Here is a 21,178-nt window from a genome sequence, read left to right as displayed (position 1 = left end):
CTTGAAGAGAAAGTTATAGACAAATGACTACCGCCACCAAAAAAATTCAAAGATTTTTCACTCAGTACAAGATAGTGACGCTGCTGTTTGCCGTCGTCGTGATCTGGGCGCTCTTCGGCTCGCTGTCCGACGGCGCCTTCCTGACGCCGCGCAACTTCTCCAACCTGCTGCGCCAGATGGCGATCACCGGCATGCTCGCTTCCGGCATGGTGTTCATCATCATCCTGGGGGAAATCGACCTTTCGGTCGGCTCCTCGCTGGGCTTGCTCGGCGGTATCGCCGCGATCATGGATTACACCTACCACTTCCCGATGTGGGCGACAGTGGTGACGGTGATCGTGCTCGGGATCCTGATTGGCTTGATGAACGGCTATCTGGTCGCCTATCAGCGCATCCCGGCATTCATCGTCACCCTGTCCGGATTCCTTGCTTTCCGCGGAATTCTGCTGGGGATCACCAAGGGGACGACGGTTCCGCTCGAGTCGCAGGGGCTGGTGCTGATTGGTCAAGGCTACCTGCCAGTCACGCTCGGCAACATCCTTGGCGTCGTTCTCTTCGTCCTGCTCGCATTCCTGGCCTTCAAGACGCGCGCTGGGCGCAAGCAGCATGATCTTTCTGTCGCCCCTATGTGGCAGGAAGTTGGCAAGCTGGTAGTGATTGCGGCCATGATCGCCGGCTTTGTCTTCACGCTCAACCAGTACGAAGGCATCCCGTTCCCGGTGATGGGAATGCTGATCATTCTGGGTATTTTCAGCTACATGGCCAACAAGATGGTCTTCGGCCGCCGCATCTATTCGATCGGTTCGAACATGGAGGCTACGCGACTCTCGGGTGTCAACGTGCGCTTCATCAAGATGGCGGTGTTCGGCATCCTCGGGCTGATGTGCGCGTTTGCCGGTCTGACGACCACGGCACGTCTGGCCGCGGGTTCGCCTTCGGCCGGTAACCTCGGTGAAATGGACGCAATCGCCTCGTGCTACATCGGCGGCGCGTCGAGCCGCGGCGGTGTCGGTACCGTTTATGGTGCGCTGATCGGCGCGTTGATCATGGCCAGCCTCGACAACGGCATGTCGATGCTCGGCGTCGATACCTTCTGGCAGATGATCGTCAAGGGCTCCATCCTGCTGCTCGCAGTCTGGGTTGACGTCGTTTCGGGCGCCGGCAGCGATCGCTGACGCGGTATAGAGACAGAATCGACCGTGCATTCCGTCCCTCTGCGCACGGAATGCCACGCAAAGTTGCTTATAGAACTTTTTTTAAGGGACACCATCGTGCAAATTCTTGGCATTGATGTCGGCGGAACAGGAATCAAGGCCGCCATCGTCGAAACGACGACCGGCGAACTCATCAGCGAACGCACCCGCGTCGAAACGCCGCGCCCGGCCACGCCGGAAGCGATCGGCAAGACGCTGAAGACGGTCATCGCCGAGCACAAGTGGAAAGGCCCGATCGGCATGGGTTTCCCGGCGGCGATCCAGCACGGTATCGCGCGCACGGCGGCCAACGTCGACAAGTCCTTCATCGGACTGGCGGCGGCCGAATATTTCTCCAAGGCAACCGGCCAGACGATCTACATGGCGAACGACGCCGACGTCGCCGGCATGGCCGAGATGCGCTTCGGCGCCGGCAAGGACAACCCCGGCGTCGTGCTCATCATCACCATCGGCACCGGCCTCGGCACAGCGCTGTTCAGCGAAGGCCATCTGATGCCGAATACCGAGCTTGGCCACGTCTATCTGTCGAACGGTGTAGAAGCCGAGCGCTATGCCTCCGAAGCCGTACGCGTAACCAAGGATCTCAAGTGGAAGGACTGGGGCGAGCGCCTCAATCTTTACCTGACGACGATGGAAAGCCTGCTCTGGCCCGATCTGATCGTGCTCGGCGGCGGCGTCAGCGAGAAGCTGCACAAGTTCTCGCCGATGATCACCGCCAAAGCGCCCGTTGTTGCGGCTAGTTTCCTGAACCAGGCGGGCATCGTCGGTGCCGCCCTGTTCGCCGAGGAATCGCTGGCGCGCAAGAAGTAAGCAATCTCGCGAAGCACGACGATAGCGCTGCCCGATCGACGTCGGGCGGCGCTATTTTTTTGCGCTCGCCGAACGCCGGAACTCGGTCGGCGTCGTCCCCTTGAGCTCGAGAAAGCGGCGGTTGAAGTAGGCGATGTTGCGGAAGCCGACTTCCTGACAAACGCTGCTCACGTACTGGTCGGTGTGCGTCAGCAACTGGCACGCCTTGCTGATGCGCAGGTGCGTCAGGTAATCCGTGAAGGTGTTCCCCGTCGTGCGCTGGAAGAAACGTGAAAAACCCGATTCCGACATGCCAACCAGCCCGCACAGATCGCCCATCGACAAGTCCTGCGCGTAGTTTTTGTTGAGAAAATCGAGGACGGTATTGATCCGCTCCAGCGACGACGGGGCCTCGCTGCTCTGCATGCCGACGGTCGACAGCAACTGATAGTCCTCGCAGCGCGCCAACACGAGGAGCAGGCGCGTGAACTCGGCGAAGCGCTCGAGCCCCCGGCTCTCCTTGACCCGATAGAAACACTGACGCACTTCTTCACTGATGCCGAAGAACTGGATACCATGCGCCGCGCGCTCGAACAGCGGCACCAGGTCGGTGAGTTCGGGGAAAAGCGCCATCCCCTTGCGGAAGGGTTCGTCGAGAAACTGGGTGACGAGGTTGCGCACCGGCACCGCGCTCGAAACGTCGGCCGCAATCCAGTTGTGCGGCAGTTTCGGACCGACGAGGACGAGATGGTTCGGCGTGTAGTGCCCGATATAGTCGCCGATGAACGCCCGGCCGTGTGTTTCGACGATGAGTTGCAGCTCGTATTCGTCGTGATAGTGCCAACGTTCCAGCGGCCACGGGTAGCCGTGCTCAAGGCAGCGCACGACGCTGACACCGGCCGGCTCGAAGCCGAGATCGGGATCGCGCAACAGTTCGTGCTCGCGACAGGGAGGGGGCGTGGTCCGTTGCATCCTGATGAAAAGAGAGAAAGAAACCCGGGAAATCGGCGCGGCGCACGCTGCCGCGCCGCCTGCTATTCGGCGTCCCAGCGAAACACGAGGTGGGCGCGGTGCTTGCCCTGCTCGATCAGGCGCGCGTTCGGCTCGTCGGTGTTGTTGACCCAGGCGACCGCCTCGTCGCGCGTCCGCCCGAACTGCACGTGCCGGTCGGCCAGGCGCCCGATGCGCAGATCGTCGTCCACGTCGACGTACCAGATCTCGTCGAGATAGGTCGGCACCTTCTGCCAATGCCCCTCTTCGAGCAACAGATAGTTGCCTTCGGTGATCAGCAGCTGCGTTTCCGGGAAGATCGGGATCGCGCCGGCGATCGGCTCCTCGATCTCGCGCCGGAATTCGGGCGCGTAGATGATTTCGTCCGCAGCCTGCGAATGCAGGCGCTTCAACAAATCGACGTAACCGGCGCTGTCGAAGGTGTCGGGCGCACCCTTGCGATGCGCGCGCCCCAGGCGTGCCAGCTCGACGTTCGCCAGATGGAAGCCGTCCATCGGCACAATCTGCGAGACATCGCGAAAAGTCTCGCGCAAGGCGAGTCCGACGGTCGACTTGCCCGCCCCCGGCGGACCGACGAGACCGATGATCTTGCGCGATCCGGCCTTCAACATCTCGCGCAACCGCACCAGGTAGCTTTCGGGAATCGCCGGGACGGCGGACGAACTCACTGCAACATCATTACTCATCACAATCCTTCACCTATGTGAGCCAACGGTTTTCGAGGGAAGCGCGGAGTATCGACGGCTTATTCCGTCACCGCTATCTGGATTTTTACATCGCCGGGGCGTGCCCTGGCGGCTTCTTCAAACGCCTCGACGCCCTGAGCGAACGGGAAGACACGCGAGATAAAGCGCTTCACGTCGATCTTGCCCGAGCTGATCAGTGCCAGCGCGCGCGGGAAGATGTTGGCGTAGCGGAAGACCGATTCGATGCGCGCTTCCTTCGCCTGGATGGCGACGATGTCGAACGGCACCTTGTCGACCGGAATGCCGACGAGCACGACGCAGCCGCCCGGGCAGAGCAGTTCGAAGATGTGCTCGAAGGCCTTGGCGCCGCCGCTCGCCTCGAAGACGATGTTCGCGCCCCAGCCATTGGTCGCCGCCTTGACGACGTCGGCCAGGCTCTGCTCCTTGACGTTGACCGTCGTCACCGCCGGATCGTCCTTGAACAGCGCCAGCTTCTCGGGCACCAGGTCGGCCAGGATGACGCGCGAAGCGCCACCGGCGAGTGCGGCCAGAGCGGTCATCGCGCCGATCGTGCCGGCGCCGATCACCACGGCGACGTCACCGGGCTTGATCGCCGCCTTCTTCGCCGCCTGCAGACCGATGGCCAGCGGCTCGACGAAGGCGCCCTCGGCAAAGCTCACGTTGTCCGGCATCTTGAACGTGAAGGCGGCGGGGTGAACGACATGCGGCGTCAGGCAGCCGTGGATCGGCGGCGTCGCCCAGAAGCTCACCGCCGGATCGAGGTTGTACAAGCCTTCCATCGTCGCGCGCGAACTCGAATCGGGAATGCCCGGCTCCATGCAGACGCGGTCACCGACCTTCAGGTGCGTCACTTCGGCACCGACTTCGGCGACGACGCCCGATGCCTCGTGCCCGAGGATCATCGGCTGTTCGACCACATAAGGGCCGATGCGCCCGTGCAGGAAGTAGTGCAGATCGCTGCCGCACACGCCGACGTTGCGAATCTCGATCTTGACGTCGCGCGGCCCGACGACGAGCGGCACGTCGATGTCGCGCAGTTTGAGATCGAGCGTTTTATCCAGAACCAGAGCCTTGGCCATGATGATCCTCTCATGCAATGAAAAACGATTTGAATTCGGAAGCCGTCCGCCGCAGTCGAAAGAAATCAACAATCTGGGATCGCGCGGTATCGGATTACCTCCCACCTGATAACACTCTCATGCTCGCCTGATGATAATTTTGCGCAACAGCGATGCAACAGACTATGCATATTACGCCGAAGCGACGCGTTTGTGCTCAGCGGGTCGCGGTTTAACCGGACAGGAGAAGCGAGGCGCCGACTACGCGACGGCGACCACGCCGAGATCGGCCCCCGGCCGTTCGCCGGCGAAGAACGAGCTGTCGGCGTTGTCGATCGAACCGCTGCGCCGGAACTCGCGCGGCGTCGTATTCTTGTAGCGTAGGAACTGCCGGTTGAAGTTGGAGAGGTTGTTGAAGCCGCAGAGATAGCAGATCGCGGCGATCGTCTTGTCGGTTTCCAGCAGGTAGCGGCAGGCGCGGCTGATGCGCAGCGAGGTCACGTAGTCGATGAACGAGATGCCCATGAACTTGTGGAAGAAACGGCTGAACGCCTGCGTCGACATCCCCGCCTCGTTGGCCACGTCGCTCAGCTGCAACGCGCCGGAGAGATGCTTGTTGATGAACTGGATGGCGCGGTTGAGGCGCTCGGAATCGCGGTGGTTGAGCACCGGCGCGTAGCCGACGCTGGCCAGCGCCGGCATCTCGCCGACCGACACCATTTCCTCGAGCAGCTCCATCAGGCTCCACAGGCGGCGCGCGCCGTAGGTCTCCCACAGCCGGTCCATCGTCGGCAGCAGCCGCGGCGTGCTGCCTTCGTCGAAACAGATGCCGCGCGCCGATTGCGTCAGGAGTTGCGCGACCTTCTTCTGCTCGGGCATCTGCCAGAACGCGTCGCCGAAGTTTTCCCGCTTGAACTGCGCATAACGGATGTGCGTCGGCTCGCTCGTATCGGACGTCGCCGGATCGCCGCACAGCATGTGCGGCAACCCGCTGCCGAGGAGAAAGAGGTTGCCCGGCGCGAAGCGCCCGATGTAATCGCCAACGACGAGCAGGCCACGGCCGCTCAGGATGTGCAGGATCTCGACCTCGGGATGGATGTGATACGGGCAATCGAACACCCGCCCGCCGGCGTGGAAGCAGCCGAACGACGAGCCCTCGGAGTCGGGCACCTTCTCGAAAACGATCCGCATCCTTCACCTTCCCCGGCACCGGCGATCGCCTGAAAAACCGCAGTTTCTTCGAGGCATCGACCACGCACCACGATGTTGCTAAAAAAGTATCAGTCTTGGCTTGAAAGATAACAGACCGTCTCTCAAGCATTCGATAAAGTGCGTACCGTGGAAGTCGCCCCAGCGACCAGACAAAACGCACCGGGCCTTTATTTTAAAGGACTTACGGCGAAAGATCGGTTTTTGTGCAGGAACCGGCGGTTTTTGGACTTCACGCGCATTTTGCGCACCAAGGCAACCAGGCGATCGGCAAGATGATATTTTGATGCCGCCGCCACAAACCGCCCTCAAGCCGTGACAACGCAAGCCCGGTAACGGAGTTATTGATGGGGATCACGGCCGGAATCGCCGACCCGGAAACTGAACCAATGAGGAGACAGACAATGGCTGCAAACTATTTCTCGGAAATCGAACCTGTTCGTTACGCCGGTCCGGAAACCAACGACCCGCTCGCCTATCGCTACTACGACGCCAAGCGCGTCGTGCTCGGCAAAACCATGGAAGAGCATCTGCGCATTTCCGTGGCCTACTGGCACACCTTCTGCTCAGCTGGCGCCGACATGTTCGGCGGCGGCACCTGGGATCGTCCGTGGCACAAGGGCTCGGACCCGGTCGCCATGGCCGAGCACAAACTCGAAGAAGCGATGAGCTTCATCAAGAAGCTGGGCGTGCCGTTCTACGCCTTCCACGACCGCGACCTGGCGCCCGATCTCGGCAACATGCGCGACAGCCAGAAGGCGTTTGCGCACATGGTCGACAAGGCCGCGCTGGCGCAGGAACAAAGCGGCATCAAGCTCCTGTGGGGCACCGCCAACCTGTTCTCCAACCCGCGCTACATGGCCGGCGGCGCGACCAATCCGGACCCGGAAGTGTTCGCCTGCGCCGCGCTGCAAGTGCGCGACGCGCTCGAGGCGACCAAGAAGCTGAACGGCTCGGCCTACGTGCTGTGGGGTGGCCGTGAAGGCTACGAGACGCTGCTCAACACCGACCTCAAGCGCGAAATGGCTCAGCTGGGCCGCTTCCTGCAGATGGTCGTCGAGCACAAGTACAAGATCGGCTTCGACGGCCTGATCCTGATCGAACCGAAGCCGATGGAGCCGTCCAAGCACCAGTACGACTTCGACGTCGCGACGGTCTACGGCTTCCTCAAGCAGTACGGTCTGGAGAAGGAAGTCCAGGTCAACATCGAATGCAACCACGCCACCCTCGCCGGCCACAGCTTCGAACACGAAATCGCCATGTCGACGGCACTCGGCTGCTTCGGTTCGGTCGACGCCAACCGCGGCGACTCGCAGAACGGCTGGGATACCGACCAGTTCCCGAACGACGTCAATGAAGTCGCGATGTCGCTCTACCACGTTCTCAAGGCCGGCGGCTTCACCAAGGGCGGCTTCAACTTCGACGCCAAGGTGCGCCGCCAGAGCGTCGATGCGCTTGATCTGATGTACGCCCACGTCGGCGGTGTCGATACGCTGGCCCACGGCCTCCTGATCGCCGCCAGGATGATCGAGGACGACAAGCTCGGCCAGTTCAAGGCTGCGCGCTACGCCGGCTGGGATCAGGGCATGGGCAAGCAGATCCTCGACAAGGGACTCGACCTCGCCGCGGTCGCCGATCTGGCCGCCTCGAAGAACATCGAGCCGACGCCGCGTTCGGGCCGTCAGGAAATGCTGGAAACCATCGTCAGCCGTTACGCGTAATTCGCGGCTGAAAGCAGCATAGGTAGTCATCCGGGATTGCGCGAGCAGTCCCGGATTTCATTCAGCGGTACAAAAGTCTCACCTGCTGATGTTCGTGCAAGTAGCTGACGCCCCCATGCCACCGCTCGCCCTGAGCTTGTCGAAGGCGCGATGCCAAACCGTGGTTCGACCGACTCACCACGAACGGAAACCAGGCCTTCAGTCGCGGTCAGGATTCGCGACAACAGCATGCGATTGTGTCCCGGACTGGCAGACCCGGCAGCCAATAGGCTTTGTAACAAGGACCCACTGACGTGGAAAGAAAAGGCATCATCTGCGGCGGAAGCTGGCTCGTTGACCACAACAACGTGATCGAACGCTGGCCGGAGCAGGAAACGCTGACCGAAATCGTCGCGCGCGAGTTCGAGGGCGGCGGACCGGCGCACAACATGGCGCTCGATCTGGCGCATCTCGCCCCCGGCTTCCCGGTCTGGGCCGCCGGCGTGGTCGGCAACGACGACGCCGGACGCTTTCTCACCGCCGCCTGCACAGCGCGCGGCATCGACCGTACGGCCTTGCGGGTCGTCGACGGCATCGGCACCTCGCACACCGACGTGATGACCGTGCGCGCGACCGGCAAGCGGACCTTCTTCCACCACCAGGGCGCCAACGCCCGCCTCACCCCCGAACACTTCGATTTCGCGCAGAGCACGGCGAAGATCCTGCATCTCGGCGCACCCGGCGTCCACGCCTTGATGGACGCCCCTTGCGGCGACGACCCGAACGGCTGGGTCAACGTACTGCGCCGTGCACGAAGCGCCGGTATACGGACCAACCTGGAGATGGTCTCGGGATCGCCGGAGAAGATCCGGAACCTCGTCCTCCCCTGCCTGGCCCACCTCGACACGCTGATCATCAACGACTACGAGGCCGGCCTGCTGACCGGCATCGACGTCGTCTCCGGCGGCGCCACCTCGGCCGGTGCTGCCCGTCGCGCGGCCGTCGCGCTGCTCGTGCGCGGTCCGCTCGAGCTCGTCGTCATCCACTTTCCCGGCGGCTGCATCGCCGCCACGCGCGACGGCGAAGTGATCGCCAAGCCCTCGCTCGACGTACCGCCGGAAGCCATCGTCGGCGCCAACGGCGCGGGCGACGCCTTTGCCGCCGGTGTGCTTTACGGAATTCACGAAGGCTGGCCGATCCGCGACAGCCTCACGCTCGGCCTCTGCGCGTCCGCTTCGGCGCTGCGCTCGATCTCGACCACCTCCTCGGTCGGCACCGTCGCCGAGTGCCTGGCGCTGGCCGGGCAATGGGGCTGGCGGCAACCGATCTGAGCACCGGCCGACTGAATCTGCTTACTTGCGGATGAATTCGATCAGTTGCTGCGGGGCGATCGGGCGGCTGATCAGATAACCCTGCAGGATGTCGCAGCCGTGTTCGGCGAGGAAAGCCGCCTGCGCCTCGGTTTCGACGCCTTCGGCGACGACGGTGATGCCGAGCGCCTTCGACATCTGGATCACCGCGGTGACAATGGCTGCATCCTCGGCATCGTCGGGCAATCGCTGGACGAACTGCTGGTCGATCTTCAGCGCGCTGACCTGGAAGCGCTTCAGGTAACCGAGCGACGAGTAGCCCGAACCGAAATCGTCGATCGCCAGCGAGAAGCCGGCGTCGCGGAAAGCGTCGAGCACGTCCGCGCCGTTGTCGTCCATCAGCGCGTTCTCGGTCACCTCGAACTGAAAGCGCCCGACGCGCTCGCCAAAGCTCACCAGCGTCTGGCATATCTCGCCGACGATGTTGTAGCCGCGCGTAAGCTCACGCGGCGAGACGTTGATCGCGACCTTCGGAATCTCGATGCCGAGACTGCGCAACTCGGCCAGATCGCGGCAAACGCGCTTCAGCACCCATTTTCCGAGATCGATGATCAGCCCGGTTTTTTCGGCGACGGGGATGAAGTCGGCCGGCGATATCGGCTTGCCGTCGTCCTGCACCCAACGCATCAACGCTTCGACGCCCATCAAGCGACCGGTCTTCGCGCACACCTGTGGCTGGTAGGCGACCCACAAGCCTGCGCTGTCAGCCTTGAGCGCCTCGCGCAGGGCGGCCTCGATCTCCAGCTGGCGCTGGATGCGGTTATTGATCTCCTCGGAAAAGAACTGGTAGCGGTTCTTGCCCAAGGACTTGGCGACGTACATCGCCATGTCCGAGCAGCGCAGCAAGGTATCGGAATCGTCACTATCGACCGGGATCATGGTTACGCCGATACTCAGGCCGACGTGGCTCTCGATCGGCTCGGTCGGGAACGGCTCGGCGATGACGCGGATCATGTTGTCGGCGACGACCGCAGCATTCTCCGGTGTGCCGACGCCAAACAGGATGGCGGCAAATTCGTCGCCGCCGACGCGGCCGATGATGTCACCCGAGCGCGTCGTCTTCTTCAGCCGCTCGGCGATCATGCGCAGCACGTCGTCGCCGGCCTGGTGACCGCACAGGTCATTCACCTTCTTGAAGTCATCAACGTCGAAATAAAGCAGCGCGCCGTCCTTGCCCTCGCGCTTGATGCGCGTGATCGCCTTGCGCAGCTCGTGCTCGAAATAGTGGCGGTTGTGCAGATCGGTGACGCGGTCGTAGAGCGCCATGTGCTCAAGCTGGCCCTCGGTAAACGCCATGCGTTTCCTCAACGTCAGCGTAAAGCGGTGCGCCAGCAGGAAGCCGAAGGCGATGATCAGCACGACGCCGAGGGCGTAGTCAAGCAGGCGCCAGTACAACGACTCGTAGGTCACGTGCAGGAGCAGCGTACCGACGCGCACCGAGTCCTGAAAGACCTCTTCGCGGATCAGGCCGGAGAACAGTTCCGGATCGTCGGCGATGTCAATCCCGGCCGGATTGTTCGGGTTGAAGGCCTCGATGTTCTCGGGGAAGACGCCGTGCGCGTCGTTCTCGGCGACAAAAAACCGGCCATCGGCACTGTACAGGGCGCCGCCGAGGATGCGCGGCGTAAGGCGGATGATGGTTAGAATTTCCCGCGCCGCGGCCTGGTCGTTGAAGACGAGCGCCGCCGAACTGCTGGCGCCGATGATCATCGCCTCGGTGCGCAGTTCTTCCACCAGCTGCTTGCGGTCGGAGACGAACTGGTAGGCCATCAACAAGGCGACGGTGATGAATGCCGCAAGCCCCGTGGCCAGCACGCGCAGGCGCTTTGATCGACTGGAATGCCGTTTGATGACCATGATTACTCGATCACCTGCCGGGCGAGGCGCAGCGCTTTCGAGCTGATCTGCAGTCCGGCCTTCTGCGCCGAGCGCAGGTCGATGTCGAAGACGACGCGCCCGCCGGCCAGATCGAGGTTCAGCATGACGCCATATTTGGCGTACTCGGGCGAGTCGGCGGCAACAAAGATCGGCGCCTTGCCGAGGTCCGGCAGGATCGCTCCCAGGTTGCCCGCATTGCCCGGCGCCAGATAGAAGGCGTGGCACTGGCCGGTCTTGCCGTTGCCGACCTGTACCACCTTCAACACCTTGCCCTTCACCGACTTGCCGTCGAGCCGGACCAGAGCATCGGCGACCGGGCTCGGTCCCTGGTAGCAGACGACGAGCTGGTCATCGGGCGCCGCCAGCGCGCCGGCGGTCGGCCAGTCGACGAAGAGCAGCATGTTGGAGATGATCGCCGCCTTGAGGTCGGGCTCGGGCGCCTGCATCTGGGCAAGCGCGGCGAGCGGATGCGCCAGGCAAACGGCCAGGAACACCGCGCTCATGCTGGAGCGCAAACCACGGCGGGAGAAAGGCGTTTTCATCATTGCGCTAGAGCGGCAGCGTCCAGCGCAGCCGGAACTGCCGGCCGTTCTGTTCGATGGATTCGTGCAGCATGTAGGAACTGGTCGGATCGTCGTACTTCTTGTCGCCCAGGTTGTAGATCGACAGGCTGAACTGCCCGAAGCGCGCGGCCGGCGCCGAGAATACGGACAGATTGACGATGCCGTAACCGGGTACCGGGCCGTTGTCGCCCTTCCGCGCAGCCACGCCGAGAACCTCGCCGCTCGCCGTCCAGCCGAAGGCGACGGGCACGCCGAGAACGACCTTGCCCAGCCAGTTCGGCGAGTCGACAAGCTCGCTGCCGTCGCTCTTCTCGCTTTCCTGCCAGGCGACGCTGCCGCGCAGGCTGACGCCGCCGGCCCAGCGGTTTTCCGCCTCGACTTCGGCACCGCGTGCGTGCACCTTGTCCTGGTTGATGAAGGTCGAGACGCCCGATTCATCGGTCACCTGGTCGATCAGGTCGGTGATCTCGTTGCGATAGACGCTCAGACCGACCCGCCCGCTCTGGCCGAAACGATACGCGGCCGCAAGCTCGACGCTGGATACTTCCTCCGGCTTGAGGTCGGGATTGGCGTTCTGCGAAGCGCCCGCATCGTTGTAGAAACGCTCGTAAGCGTTCGGCGTCCGATAGGAACTGCCGACGATTCCTTTCAACGACAGCCGCTGCGTCGGTTGCCAGATCAACGCCGCGCGCGGTGAGGTGACGGCGTCGAAATCGCTGTGCTTGTCGTAGCGCAGGCTGGCGTTCAGCAGCCACTGCGGGTGGAAGCGCCATTCGTCCTGTGCGTACAAACCGACGGTACGCGAGGTGTCGTTGGTATCGAGGATCATGTCGCCGCTGTCGACTTCGTAATACTGCTGCTCGACGCGGGTATTCCATTGCGCATCGACGCCGACGACCACCTTGTGCTGCGCGATACCGGTGTAGGTCAACTGCGCCTCGGTGCCGGTCCAGTCGGCACGGGCGCGGTCGCGGGCGTTCGGATCGGGGTCATAGTTGTAATCGCTGTCATAGCTATAGCTGCCGTTGAACAGCCGGAAAGAAGGCTGCCAGCCGTTGCTGACGTCGCCGTCGTAGCGCAGTTCGAGCAGGCGGCTTTCGTCTTTCGTCTTCGTTCCGCTCTTGCCAGAATTCGTTTCGTACCACGCTGTCGGGATGTCCTTGTCGCGCGAACTCCAGTTGGCCGTCACCCGCCAGTTACTCCAGCGGTACTTGGCATAAATCTTCTGGTAATCCTCGCCGTCGAGCCCACGCGCGTGCCCGTCGGTATCGCCGTTGTCGTAAGCCGGGAAGTAGAGGTCGGAGCCATCGGACTTGTAGGCCGAGAAGCCGACGAACCACTCGCGGTCGCCTTCCAGCCGCTTGCCGGCGACGAGACCGACGTGCCCGCTGTCGTTGCTGCCGCCGTCGAGCGTAACGCGATAGCCGTCGACGTCGGCGCCGTTCAGCATGACGGTATTGACCGTGCCGAACAGCGCGTTCGAGCCGTAGACGGCGGACGCCGGTCCGGCGACGAATTCGAGTCGCTTGACCCAGTCGACCTCGATTGGCGCCTCGTTGCCGAACAGCGCCTGGTCGTACAGCGGATCGTTGCGCCGCGCGCCTTCGGTCAGGAGCAGCAGGCGCGAGCCGTAGTCGCCCGGACGGTTGAATCCGCGCACGCCGACCAGCGTGTACGCGCGGTCGTAGCTGGAATAGACGCCGGGCAGCGTGACCAGTGCTTCGGCGAGATTGCGATAACCGTGGCTGCGCAGCTCTTCTTCGCCGATGACGCTGACCGTCGCCGGCGCCTCCTCGGCCGACTGTGCGAAGCGCGAGGCGCTGACGACATCGACCTGGAGCAGCTCTTCAAGCGCCAGTTCCGAGAGTTCCGCCGCACCGGCGGGGGGCGACAACACACCGGCAAGCGCCAGGGCGATGGCTGAAAGTTGTCGCCCCTGCTTGCCGCGCTGGCCTGAAGGTTGTGAATTCATGGCGCTCCCTTCAATCGATCGTTGTCGCATTTGGCTCAACCTTAGCGCCAACCGCGTGCGGATGGCCAGCCACGTCGATCACCAACAATTCTTCGAGCGGCAAATCGATCAGCGAAAGCAAGGGCAAATGCCGCCTCGCATCCTCGATCACCGTCACGCGCAACAACTCTTCTAGCGACAGTTTACACAGTTCGGACAAATTAACGACCCTGGCGCCGCCGGCAAACGGAGGAACCAGCTGGCAGCCGAGCACGACGCAGACGCCAGCGAGCAGCGCGCAGCAGCAGGATCGCTGCACAAAGCACGCGAGTTCGTCGCGAAAAAACATGGCCATGATCAGAGCCAAGCGGGCATCATGCGTGATGACGCATTAAAACTGAAAGATTCAAAGCGACCCATGAAATTGTTGGTTTTCTTCTGGTTGGCCTATTTCCTCATCCACTCGGCGCTCGCGTCGCTCCGCGTGAAACGCTGGTTCGCCCGACACTATCCGGGCAACGTTCGATTCTACCGGATGGCTTTCAATCTGGTATCGCTGATCCTGCTGCTACCGATTCTCTGGCAGATGCGGCGCGACCCCGGCCCGCTCTGGTGGGCGTGGCAAGGCTGGCAGGCCTGGCTCGCCAACGGGCTGGCGCTGGCGGCGCTCGGCGGCTTTGCCGTTTCCCTGCGCCATTACGACGGCAAGGAGTTCCTCGGTTTGCAGCAGATGCAAGGCCCGCGCGGTTCGGCCGAGGGCATTGAGGACACGCAGGCGTTTCGCCTCTCGCCCCTCCACCGCCACGTGCGCCACCCCTGGTACTTCTTCAGCCTCGTACTCATCTGGACGCGCGACATGAGCGGCGCGATGCTCGTCTCAGCCGTGCTGCTTACGCTCTACTTCGTCGTCGGCTCGCACCTCGAAGAGAAGAAACTGGCCGCTTTCCACGGCGACATTTACCGGCGCTACATGCAGCGCGTTCCCGGCCTCATTCCGCTGCCCTGGCGGTCGCTGTCGCCGACGGAGGCCGCGGCACTGCTCGCCACCGCAAAGGAGGAGAAATAGATGTCCGTCGTTTCGTTACCCGACATTCTCGATCCGGCGTTTGAGCAACGCTATGGCGTCGTCGCCTTCAACGCCGTCGACGACGTGACGATGGACGGCCTGATCCGGGCGGCGGACGCCGCACGCTCGCCGTTGATCATCCAGACCTCGGTGAAGACGATCCGTTTCTGGGGCGCCCAGGTCGTCAAGGACATGTTCTCCGCGATGGCCGGCCGCGTATCAGTGCCGGTCGCCCTGCATCTCGACCACTGCCCGGACCCGGAGATCGCAAAGGATTGCCTGCGCCGCGGCTGGAATTCGGTGCTCTTCGACGGCTCGGGCTACTCGTTCGAGGAGAACTTTCGCATCACACGCGAGATCGTCCAGCTTGCAGCGGGCCATGGCGCGCATGTCGAAGGCGAACTCGTTGCCGTCGCCGGCGTCGAGGACGGCGTCGGCAGCGAACGCGAAGGCGCGCCGATCGACGAAGCGCAGCAGGTCGCCTTCGTCAGGGAGAGCGGCATCTACTGCTACGCGCCGGCGATCGGCACGGCGCACGGCTTTTACAAGCGCGCGCCGGAGATCCGCTACGACGCCCTCGAACGCCTGGTCGCCGCGACCGGCATGCCGATGGTGCTGCACGGCGGCAGCGGCCTCGCCGACGACGTGTTCCGCCGCCTGATCGCCCACGGCACGGCCAAGGTGAATATTTCGACCGCGCTCAAGAAGACCTACAACGACGGCTTTCGCCACTACCTCGAAGCGCATCCGCAGGAATACGACCCGCAGAAGCTGATTGCCGCCGTACATGGCGACGTGATGCGCATGGCGCAGCGCTACTTCACGCTCTTTGGCAGCGCCGACCGGGCGTAGGTGAGTCCGCAACGCCACGCGTTTCGCCCGTTCGTCGGACGAATCATGCGCCGGACTGTAAAAACCCCCGTCGATTGAAGGATAATTACCGATTATTTTCGGCCGGCGCTGCCATGTCCTCCGTACAGACCAACGTAATCGACGATCGCCTCTACGTACTCAGAACGCGCTGGGAGCGCTATGTCGAAGAAGGGCTTTTCGAGCTGTTCATCGAGTTCACGGTGGCAGTCAACAGCCTCGCCGAACACTTCAGCCGGATGCGCCTGCACGGTCTGGTGCGCATCTGCGAGGGGCTGGAGAACGCGGCGCTGGCGCGCCTGGGCAACCCGGGCGTGCACCCGATCGAGCCGCATGAAGTCTTGGCACTGCAACGGCAGGTCGACACGTTGCTCGGCGCAGTCGCCAGTTCACGCCTGGCCGCACCGGACCGGCGCGACGAGGCGCGCAGCCGCGATACGGCAGCGCTCGACTGGATCAAGCCGCGCTCGGTCTGGCTCGTCGTCGCACCGGAGATGAAAGAGATGGCCGCTGCGTTGCGCCAGCAGATCGACTTCTTCGGCTTCCAGACGCGCGAGATCCCGTGGTCGGATACGGCACCGACCGGCGACCTGCCGCTGGCGGTTCTCTTCATCCCGGCGCCGGGCGCCCAATCGGGCGGCACGCAGCACGCCTGCATCGGCGCCATCCGCGCCTGCTGCACGACCAGCCAGCTGATCTACCTGGGCGCCCTGCCGGCGATCGAGACGATCGTCGCCCTGCTGCGCTCGGGCATCGACGTCACCATTCCGCAGGACGAAAACTCGTCGATCGTCCTCAATTGCGTGCTCGACCTCGTGCAGAACTACGAGCCGGACAAGTACCGCGTGCTCGTCGTCGAGGACTCGCGCGTCGCCGTCGCGCTCATCCAGCGCACGCTGGCCGAACACGGTATCGACAGCCGTGCCATCCGCGACCCGGGCAACCTGCTCGACGAACTCAAGCACTACCGGCCAGACCTGATCCTCATGGACATGTACATGCCGCGCTTCAACGGTGTCGAGGCGACGCGCGTGCTACGCCAGATGGCAGCCTACAGATCGCTACCGATCGTCTACCTCTCGGGCGAAACCGACGTCGGCATGCAGGTCGAGGCCTTGCGCCTGGGGGGCGACCAGTTCCTGATCAAGCCCTTCAACCCAGTGCTGCTCGCCGCCGTGGTCAAGACCAAGATCGAGCGCTTCCGCGAAACACAGCGCTCGACGCGCATCGACGGGCTGACCGGCCTGCTCAACCACACGGCAGCCAAGTCGCAGCTGAAGACGATGGCCAGCGGACTGACGAGCACCGCATCCCGGACGAACTCGCTCACCGTTGCCATGATCGACATCGACCACTTCAAGTCGATCAACGACACCTACGGCCACCCGGTCGGCGACCAGGTCATCCGCGGGCTGGCCTGGCTGCTCAAGGGCCGACTGCGCACCTCCGACATGATCGGCCGCTACGGCGGCGAGGAGTTCCTCGTGGCGCTGCCCGACGTCAGCCCGGACAAGGCGCGCGAAGTCATCGACCGTATCCGCGAAGACTTCGCTTCATTGCCGCACGCGCATCCGAGCGGCGCGCTGTACGCCACCTTCAGCGCCGGCGTTGCCTGCTACCCGGATTTCGACACCGGCGAGAATCTGACCGAAGCCGCCGACTACGCGTTGCTCGAAGCCAAACGCCGCGGCCGCAACCGCGTCGTCGAAGCGACGCCGGCAGGCTGAATCCGGCTGGCGCTCAGCCGACGAGGACGCAGGCCCAGACGGCGACGACGTTGGTCAGCGCGAGAAAGACCGCGGCGCTGCCGACGTCCTTGGCACGTTTGGAAAGGTGGTGGCGGTCGAGCGAAACGCGGTCGACCGTCGCCTCGATCGCCGAATTCACCAGCTCGACGATGAGCACGAGCAGCACACTGGCGATCATCAGCGCCCGCCCGATGCCGCTCACCGGCAGGAAAAACGACAGCGGAATCAGGATCGCCGCGAGCAGCGCCTCCTGCCTGAACGCATCCTCGCACTTGTAGGCTTCGCGGAAACCATCGAGCGAATAGTGAAACGCCCGCCAGACGCGCTGCAGACCTGTTTTCCCCTTGAACGGGCTTTCTTTGACCACGAACTTCTCCTTGCCAAACACTCGCCAGAAATCGAGGCGGCAAGTATAGCGGGACGACCTTAAGTGGGGATGAATTACCGAAAACAGGCGTGTCGACAACGCTCAGAGCGGCGAGAAGCTGAAGTCGGGGACCGGCCGCCGGGTGTGTACGCGGATGATGTCGCGGTAGAGCTCGGCCATGCGGCCGGCGAGCGCCGTATCGGACCAATCGGCGGCGTAGACCCGCGCATCGGCCGACAGTGCATGGCGCCGCGCCGGGTCGCGCAGCACGTCGGCAACGGCAAGGGCGAAGGCGTAGGGATTGTCCTCCGGCACAACGGCGCCGCGGCCGGCACCGAGGATGTCAACCGTCCCCATTTCGGCGAGCGCGACGACGGGCAGGCCGGCCGCCATCGCCTCGAGCAGCACCAGCCCCTGCGTCTCGGTACGCGAGGCGAAGACGAACACATCGGCCGCCGCGTAGCAGGCCGGCAGTTCGCTCTGGCGATCCATGTAGCCGATGAACTGCACGCAAGCCTGCAAGCCGCGCTCGGCGACACTCCGGCGCAGTGAATCGCGCGCCGGACCCTCGCCGGCAATCACGAGCAGGATGTCCGGCACCCAGGCGCGCGCGAGGTCGACGACGTCGAGCAGGTAGTCGATGTTCTTTTCGTGCGCCACACGGCCGACGAACAGCGCGACCGGCCGCGCCGGGTCGATGCCGTGGCGCTCGCGAAAGGTTTCCCGCCCATCCTCGACCGGCGTCGATAGCGAGATGCCGGTGGGCAGGACGTGCATCGGCGTCGTCACGCCATACTCGCCGAGGCGGTGTTCGATGGCGCGCGACGGGACGATCACCGCATCGAGCGCATTGCACTGGCGGCGCGAGAAACGCCGCGCCAGCCCGCGCAGCAAGCCGGCCGGCAAGAGCGGCGCGTAGTGCTTGAGGTATTCCTCGAAGAGCGTGTGGTAGGTCGCGATCACCGGTACGCCGTAGCGCCTGGCCGTGGCACAACCCGCGTAATGGGCGACGAAGGGTGTCTGCACGTGGATGAGGTCGCAGCCCTGCTCGACCACGGCCTCAACCGTCTCGTGCATTCTCCCCCAGCGCACCAGCCTATCCTCGGGGTCGCCGGGGACCGGACGCGCAGGTACGCGGGTGATCCACACATCACCGTCGTCGGCGCACGGGCGGCCGTACTCGGGCGCCACCAGCCGCACATCGACGCCATGCAGGCCCAAGGCCCGCCGATACGTCTGGATCGCCGTCGACACACCATTGACGCGCGGAAAATAAACGTCGGAAACCATCACGACACGCATTGCAACTCCTCGATTTGATGGGTGACGACGGGTAGCGCCTCCTCATCGTCGTTGTCGTCGTCGCCATTCCAGGCGACGAGTTCGAGCCGTCCGTCGAAGTGCTCGACGATGGCCGTGCAGCTGTCGACCCAGTCGCCGCAATTGACGTAGGTGAGGCCGTTCGCTTCGCGGATCACGGCGCTGTGGATATGGCCGCAGATGATTCCGTCCAGCCCGCGCTGGCTGGCGGCGCGCAGGGCGGCATCCTCGAAGTCGAAGATGAACTGCAGTGCACGCTTCACCCGGCGCTTGGCGTAACCGGCGAGCGACCAGTAACAAGTCATGCCGAAGCGGCGGCGGATCAGCGAGAGGATCGAGTTGAGGCGCACCAGCACGTCGTACATCACATCGCCGAGGATGGCGATCCAGCGGTGATGGCGGGTGATCTGGTCGAACTCGTCGCCATGCAGGAGCAGGAAGCGGCGCCCGTCGGCCAGCGTGTGAACGTGCTCGCCGACGACGCGGATGTCACCAAAGGCGATGCCGAGGTAGTCGCGCAGGGCTTCATCGTGATTGCCCGGGATGAAAACGACCCGCTCGCCGTGCCGCGCGCGCCGCAGGATCTTTTGCACAAAGGTGTTCTGGGCCTTGGTCCATACGATGTTGCGGCGCATCGACCAGAAATCGACGATATCTCCGATGAGGAAGACGTTCTCCGCCGCATAGCTGCGCATGAAGCCAAGCAGACGATCGGCCTGGCACGCCCGGGTACCGAGGTGAATGTCGGAGAGGAAGATCGAGCGGACTTTCTGCATGGCCCGAATGCTGCGTGGCGAGCATTACGCGGAGAAGACATTCCCATTACATTTTCGTGCCGCCCCCTGGCTGTCGTCGGCCGCACCATTTCGATAGAATGGCCGGCGATCGACAAACGCATTCACAGGGAAAAAAACGCATGACTCAGGACGAACTCAAGCAGGCCGTGGCAAACGCCGCGCTTGCGTACGTAGTGGAAGGCAAGATCGTCGGCGTCGGTACCGGCTCGACGGCGCGCCTCTTCATCGAAGCGCTGGCGACGATGAAGGACCGCATCGCCGGCGCCGTGGCCAGCTCGGAAGACACCAAGCGCCGGCTGGAAGGCCACGGCATCAAGGTTTTCGACCTGAACGACGTGACCGACATCCCCGTTTACATCGATGGCGCCGACGAGATCACGCCCGAGATGCACATGATCAAGGGCGGCGGCGGCGCGCTGACGCGCGAGAAAATCGTCTCGGCCGTCGCGCAGAAGTTCATCTGCATCGCCGACGGCTCGAAGCTCGTCGACGTGCTCGGACGCTTCCCGCTGCCGGTCGAGGTGATCCCGATGGCCAGCGCCTACGTGGCGCGCGAACTGACCAGGCTCGGCGGAACGCCGGTGCTGCGCGAAGGCTTCGTCACCGACAACGGCAACCTGATCCTTGACGTGCAGGGTCTGCAGATCGTCGATCCGGAGGATCTGGAAACGCGCATCAACCAGATCGTCGGCGTCGTGACGAACGGACTCTTCGCCTGCCGTCCGGCCGACGTCTGCCTGCTCGGCACGCCAACCGGCGTGCAGACGCACACGGCCGACTGAAACAAAACGGTAACCTTGATTGTTTATGCTTCGGAGCCTCTAATTACCATGCGAACCCCAACTGGAGCACGGAGCATGAACGATCACACCTCCAAGAATTTCGACCTCGAACTGGAGAGCCTGCGCACGCGCGTCCTGGAAATGGGCGGCATGGCCGAGCAGCAGGTGCTCAAGGCGGTCGAAGGGCTGTACTCGGGCAATCTGCCGCTGCTCGAGACGGTGATTCGCGACGACGAGCGCATCAACCAGATGGAGATCGAGATCGACGCCTTGTGCAATCAGGTGATCGCCAAGCGCCAACCGACGGCGATCGACCTGCGCATGGTCGTTTCCGTGCTGAAAGCGATCTCGGACATCGAACGCGTCGGCGACAAGGCGCGCAAGATCGCCCGCCTGGGCATCTCGCTCGCCAAGCAGCCGGGCAACCTGAACATCGAACTCAGCCACATGGCCGAAATCGCGCTCAGGATGCTGCGCCTGGCGCTCGACGGCTTCGCCCGACTCGACGTCAGCCTGGTCACCGAAGCGATGCGCCTCGACAGCCAGGTGAACGCCGAATACCAGTCGATCGCCCGCCAGCTGATCACCTACATGATGGAAGACCCGCGCACGATCACGCGCTCGCTCGACATCCTGTCGATCGCCAAAGCCGTCGAGCGCATCGGCGACCACGCGACCAACATCGGCGAGTACGTCATCTACATGGTCAAGGGTTTCAATGTCCGCCATGCCTCGACGGCAGAAATCGAGGCACGCATGGCGAGCGACGAGGGCTGAC

General features: G+C 63.5%; 20 protein-coding genes. 9 read left to right on the top strand and 11 right to left on the bottom strand.

Annotation, left to right across the window (positions count from 1 at the left end):
• Positions 1 to 74: 74 nt before the first annotated feature.
• Complete coding sequence (locus KBA32_RS03730; protein ID WP_294355490.1) at positions 75 to 1,175, top strand: sugar ABC transporter permease; 1,101 nt, start codon at positions 75 to 77, stop codon at positions 1,173 to 1,175.
• A 96-nt stretch (positions 1,176 to 1,271) separates the two neighbouring features.
• The gene (ppgK, locus tag KBA32_RS03725) at positions 1,272 to 2,024 is read left to right on the top strand and encodes a polyphosphate--glucose phosphotransferase (RefSeq protein WP_294355487.1); all 753 of its coding nucleotides are present in this window, start codon (positions 1,272 to 1,274) and stop codon (positions 2,022 to 2,024) included.
• Between the two features lie 51 nt (positions 2,025 to 2,075).
• Here ppgK and KBA32_RS03720 read toward each other — a convergent pair whose 3' ends face one another.
• The 4 genes from KBA32_RS03720 to KBA32_RS03705 all read right to left on the bottom strand — a co-directional run bounded on the left by KBA32_RS03720 (position 2,076) and on the right by KBA32_RS03705 (position 5,970).
• On the bottom strand, positions 2,076 to 2,933 hold the full coding sequence (locus KBA32_RS03720; protein WP_294355484.1) for an AraC family transcriptional regulator: 858 nt from the start codon (positions 2,931 to 2,933) through the stop codon (positions 2,076 to 2,078).
• 104 nt (positions 2,934 to 3,037) lie between these two features.
• A complete protein-coding gene (locus tag KBA32_RS03715) occupies positions 3,038 to 3,700 on the bottom strand; it encodes a nucleoside/nucleotide kinase family protein (RefSeq protein WP_294355482.1) in 663 nt (220 codons plus the stop codon).
• 59 nt (positions 3,701 to 3,759) lie between these two features.
• Positions 3,760 to 4,800, bottom strand: coding sequence for an NAD(P)-dependent alcohol dehydrogenase (locus tag KBA32_RS03710; protein ID WP_294355479.1), 1,041 nt, complete (start codon positions 4,798 to 4,800; stop codon positions 3,760 to 3,762).
• 240 nt (positions 4,801 to 5,040) lie between these two features.
• Positions 5,041 to 5,970: an AraC family transcriptional regulator gene (locus KBA32_RS03705; RefSeq protein ID WP_294355476.1), complete on the bottom strand. Its 930-nt coding sequence runs from the start codon at positions 5,968 to 5,970 to the stop codon at positions 5,041 to 5,043.
• A gap of 422 nt (positions 5,971 to 6,392) precedes the next feature.
• Between KBA32_RS03705 and xylA the strand changes: the two genes are divergently transcribed.
• Together xylA and KBA32_RS03695 are read left to right on the top strand one after the other, a co-directional pair.
• Positions 6,393 to 7,709 carry a xylose isomerase gene (xylA, locus tag KBA32_RS03700; RefSeq protein WP_294355474.1) on the top strand — a complete coding sequence of 439 codons (1,317 nt, stop codon included), beginning with the start codon at positions 6,393 to 6,395 and terminating at the stop codon, positions 7,707 to 7,709.
• Positions 7,710 to 8,002: 293 nt separating this feature from the next.
• Positions 8,003 to 9,019, top strand: coding sequence for a carbohydrate kinase family protein (locus KBA32_RS03695; RefSeq protein ID WP_294355470.1), 1,017 nt, complete (start codon positions 8,003 to 8,005; stop codon positions 9,017 to 9,019).
• A gap of 21 nt (positions 9,020 to 9,040) precedes the next feature.
• On the opposite strand, the gene KBA32_RS03690 is transcribed toward KBA32_RS03695, so the two are convergent.
• The 4 genes from KBA32_RS03690 to KBA32_RS03675 are packed head-to-tail and all read right to left on the bottom strand — an operon-like array spanning position 9,041 to position 13,805.
• A complete protein-coding gene (locus tag KBA32_RS03690) occupies positions 9,041 to 10,915 on the bottom strand; it encodes an EAL domain-containing protein (protein ID WP_294355468.1) in 1,875 nt (624 codons plus the stop codon).
• Between the two features lie 2 nt (positions 10,916 to 10,917).
• Complete coding sequence (locus KBA32_RS03685; RefSeq protein ID WP_294355465.1) at positions 10,918 to 11,439, bottom strand: YfiR family protein; 522 nt, start codon at positions 11,437 to 11,439, stop codon at positions 10,918 to 10,920.
• A gap of 46 nt (positions 11,440 to 11,485) precedes the next feature.
• Complete coding sequence (locus tag KBA32_RS03680; protein WP_294355462.1) at positions 11,486 to 13,471, bottom strand: TonB-dependent receptor; 1,986 nt, start codon at positions 13,469 to 13,471, stop codon at positions 11,486 to 11,488.
• Between the two features lie 10 nt (positions 13,472 to 13,481).
• Positions 13,482 to 13,805, bottom strand: coding sequence for a hypothetical protein (locus KBA32_RS03675; RefSeq protein WP_294355459.1), 324 nt, complete (start codon positions 13,803 to 13,805; stop codon positions 13,482 to 13,484).
• A 63-nt stretch (positions 13,806 to 13,868) separates the two neighbouring features.
• On the opposite strand from KBA32_RS03675, the gene KBA32_RS03670 reads away from it, so the two are divergent.
• The 3 genes from KBA32_RS03670 (at position 13,869) to KBA32_RS03660 (ending at position 17,113) form a co-directional block, all read left to right on the top strand.
• On the top strand, positions 13,869 to 14,516 hold the full coding sequence (locus KBA32_RS03670; RefSeq protein ID WP_294355455.1) for a hypothetical protein: 648 nt from the start codon (positions 13,869 to 13,871) through the stop codon (positions 14,514 to 14,516).
• Positions 14,517 to 15,368: a class II fructose-bisphosphate aldolase gene (locus KBA32_RS03665; RefSeq protein WP_294355452.1), complete on the top strand. Its 852-nt coding sequence runs from the start codon at positions 14,517 to 14,519 to the stop codon at positions 15,366 to 15,368.
• Positions 15,369 to 15,481: 113 nt separating this feature from the next.
• Complete coding sequence (locus KBA32_RS03660) at positions 15,482 to 17,113, top strand: diguanylate cyclase (RefSeq protein ID WP_294355449.1); 1,632 nt, start codon at positions 15,482 to 15,484, stop codon at positions 17,111 to 17,113.
• Between the two features lie 13 nt (positions 17,114 to 17,126).
• Here the strand turns inward: KBA32_RS03660 and KBA32_RS03655 are convergent, their stop codons facing one another.
• The 3 genes from KBA32_RS03655 to KBA32_RS03645 all read right to left on the bottom strand — a co-directional run bounded on the left by KBA32_RS03655 (position 17,127) and on the right by KBA32_RS03645 (position 19,597).
• Positions 17,127 to 17,501 (bottom strand): diacylglycerol kinase, encoded by a 375-nt coding sequence (locus KBA32_RS03655; protein WP_294355447.1) that lies wholly within the window; start codon positions 17,499 to 17,501, stop codon positions 17,127 to 17,129.
• Between the two features lie 102 nt (positions 17,502 to 17,603).
• The gene (locus KBA32_RS03650; protein WP_294355446.1) at positions 17,604 to 18,803 is read right to left on the bottom strand and encodes a glycosyltransferase; all 1,200 of its coding nucleotides are present in this window, start codon (positions 18,801 to 18,803) and stop codon (positions 17,604 to 17,606) included.
• Positions 18,791 to 19,597: a UDP-2,3-diacylglucosamine diphosphatase gene (locus KBA32_RS03645; protein WP_294355444.1), complete on the bottom strand. Its 807-nt coding sequence runs from the start codon at positions 19,595 to 19,597 to the stop codon at positions 18,791 to 18,793. Before KBA32_RS03645 ends, KBA32_RS03650 begins: the two co-directional genes overlap by 13 nt.
• A gap of 140 nt (positions 19,598 to 19,737) precedes the next feature.
• Here KBA32_RS03645 and rpiA point away from each other — a divergent pair, with 140 nt between their 5' ends.
• Entirely contained in the window at positions 19,738 to 20,400 is a 663-nt protein-coding gene (rpiA, locus tag KBA32_RS03640) for a ribose-5-phosphate isomerase RpiA (RefSeq protein WP_294355441.1), read from the top strand.
• Between the two features lie 75 nt (positions 20,401 to 20,475).
• Entirely contained in the window at positions 20,476 to 21,177 is a 702-nt protein-coding gene (gene phoU / locus KBA32_RS03635; RefSeq protein WP_294355437.1) for a phosphate signaling complex protein PhoU, read from the top strand.
• Position 21,178 lies beyond the last annotated feature (1 nt).

This window comes from Propionivibrio sp. (assembly GCF_017995515.1).
In the GTDB taxonomy this organism is placed as follows: domain Bacteria; phylum Pseudomonadota; class Gammaproteobacteria; order Burkholderiales; family Rhodocyclaceae; genus Propionivibrio.
This window is presented reverse-complemented; position numbering and strand designations above follow the sequence as displayed.

What these genes read in the sequence shown, in the direction of transcription:
- KBA32_RS03715 (WP_294355482.1), bottom strand. Translation starts at nt 3,700, where the DNA reads ATGAGTAATGATGTTGCAGTGAGTTCGTCCGCCGTCCCGGCGATTCCC.
- KBA32_RS03710 (WP_294355479.1), bottom strand. Translation starts at nt 4,800, where the DNA reads ATGGCCAAGGCTCTGGTTCTGGATAAAACGCTCGATCTCAAACTGCGC.
- KBA32_RS03705 (WP_294355476.1), bottom strand. Translation starts at nt 5,970, where the DNA reads ATGCGGATCGTTTTCGAGAAGGTGCCCGACTCCGAGGGCTCGTCGTTC.
- xylA (WP_294355474.1), top strand. Translation starts at nt 6,393, where the DNA reads ATGGCTGCAAACTATTTCTCGGAAATCGAACCTGTTCGTTACGCCGGT.
- KBA32_RS03690 (WP_294355468.1), bottom strand. Translation starts at nt 10,915, where the DNA reads ATGGTCATCAAACGGCATTCCAGTCGATCAAAGCGCCTGCGCGTGCTG.
- KBA32_RS03685 (WP_294355465.1), bottom strand. Translation starts at nt 11,439, where the DNA reads ATGAGCGCGGTGTTCCTGGCCGTTTGCCTGGCGCATCCGCTCGCCGCG.
- KBA32_RS03680 (WP_294355462.1), bottom strand. Translation starts at nt 13,471, where the DNA reads ATGAATTCACAACCTTCAGGCCAGCGCGGCAAGCAGGGGCGACAACTT.
- KBA32_RS03675 (WP_294355459.1), bottom strand. Translation starts at nt 13,805, where the DNA reads ATGGCCATGTTTTTTCGCGACGAACTCGCGTGCTTTGTGCAGCGATCC.
- KBA32_RS03670 (WP_294355455.1), top strand. Translation starts at nt 13,869, where the DNA reads ATGAAATTGTTGGTTTTCTTCTGGTTGGCCTATTTCCTCATCCACTCG.
- KBA32_RS03665 (WP_294355452.1), top strand. Translation starts at nt 14,517, where the DNA reads ATGTCCGTCGTTTCGTTACCCGACATTCTCGATCCGGCGTTTGAGCAA.
- KBA32_RS03660 (WP_294355449.1), top strand. Translation starts at nt 15,482, where the DNA reads ATGTCCTCCGTACAGACCAACGTAATCGACGATCGCCTCTACGTACTC.
- KBA32_RS03650 (WP_294355446.1), bottom strand. Translation starts at nt 18,803, where the DNA reads ATGCGTGTCGTGATGGTTTCCGACGTTTATTTTCCGCGCGTCAATGGT.
- KBA32_RS03645 (WP_294355444.1), bottom strand. Translation starts at nt 19,597, where the DNA reads ATGCAGAAAGTCCGCTCGATCTTCCTCTCCGACATTCACCTCGGTACC.
- rpiA (WP_294355441.1), top strand. Translation starts at nt 19,738, where the DNA reads ATGACTCAGGACGAACTCAAGCAGGCCGTGGCAAACGCCGCGCTTGCG.
- phoU (WP_294355437.1), top strand. Translation starts at nt 20,476, where the DNA reads ATGAACGATCACACCTCCAAGAATTTCGACCTCGAACTGGAGAGCCTG.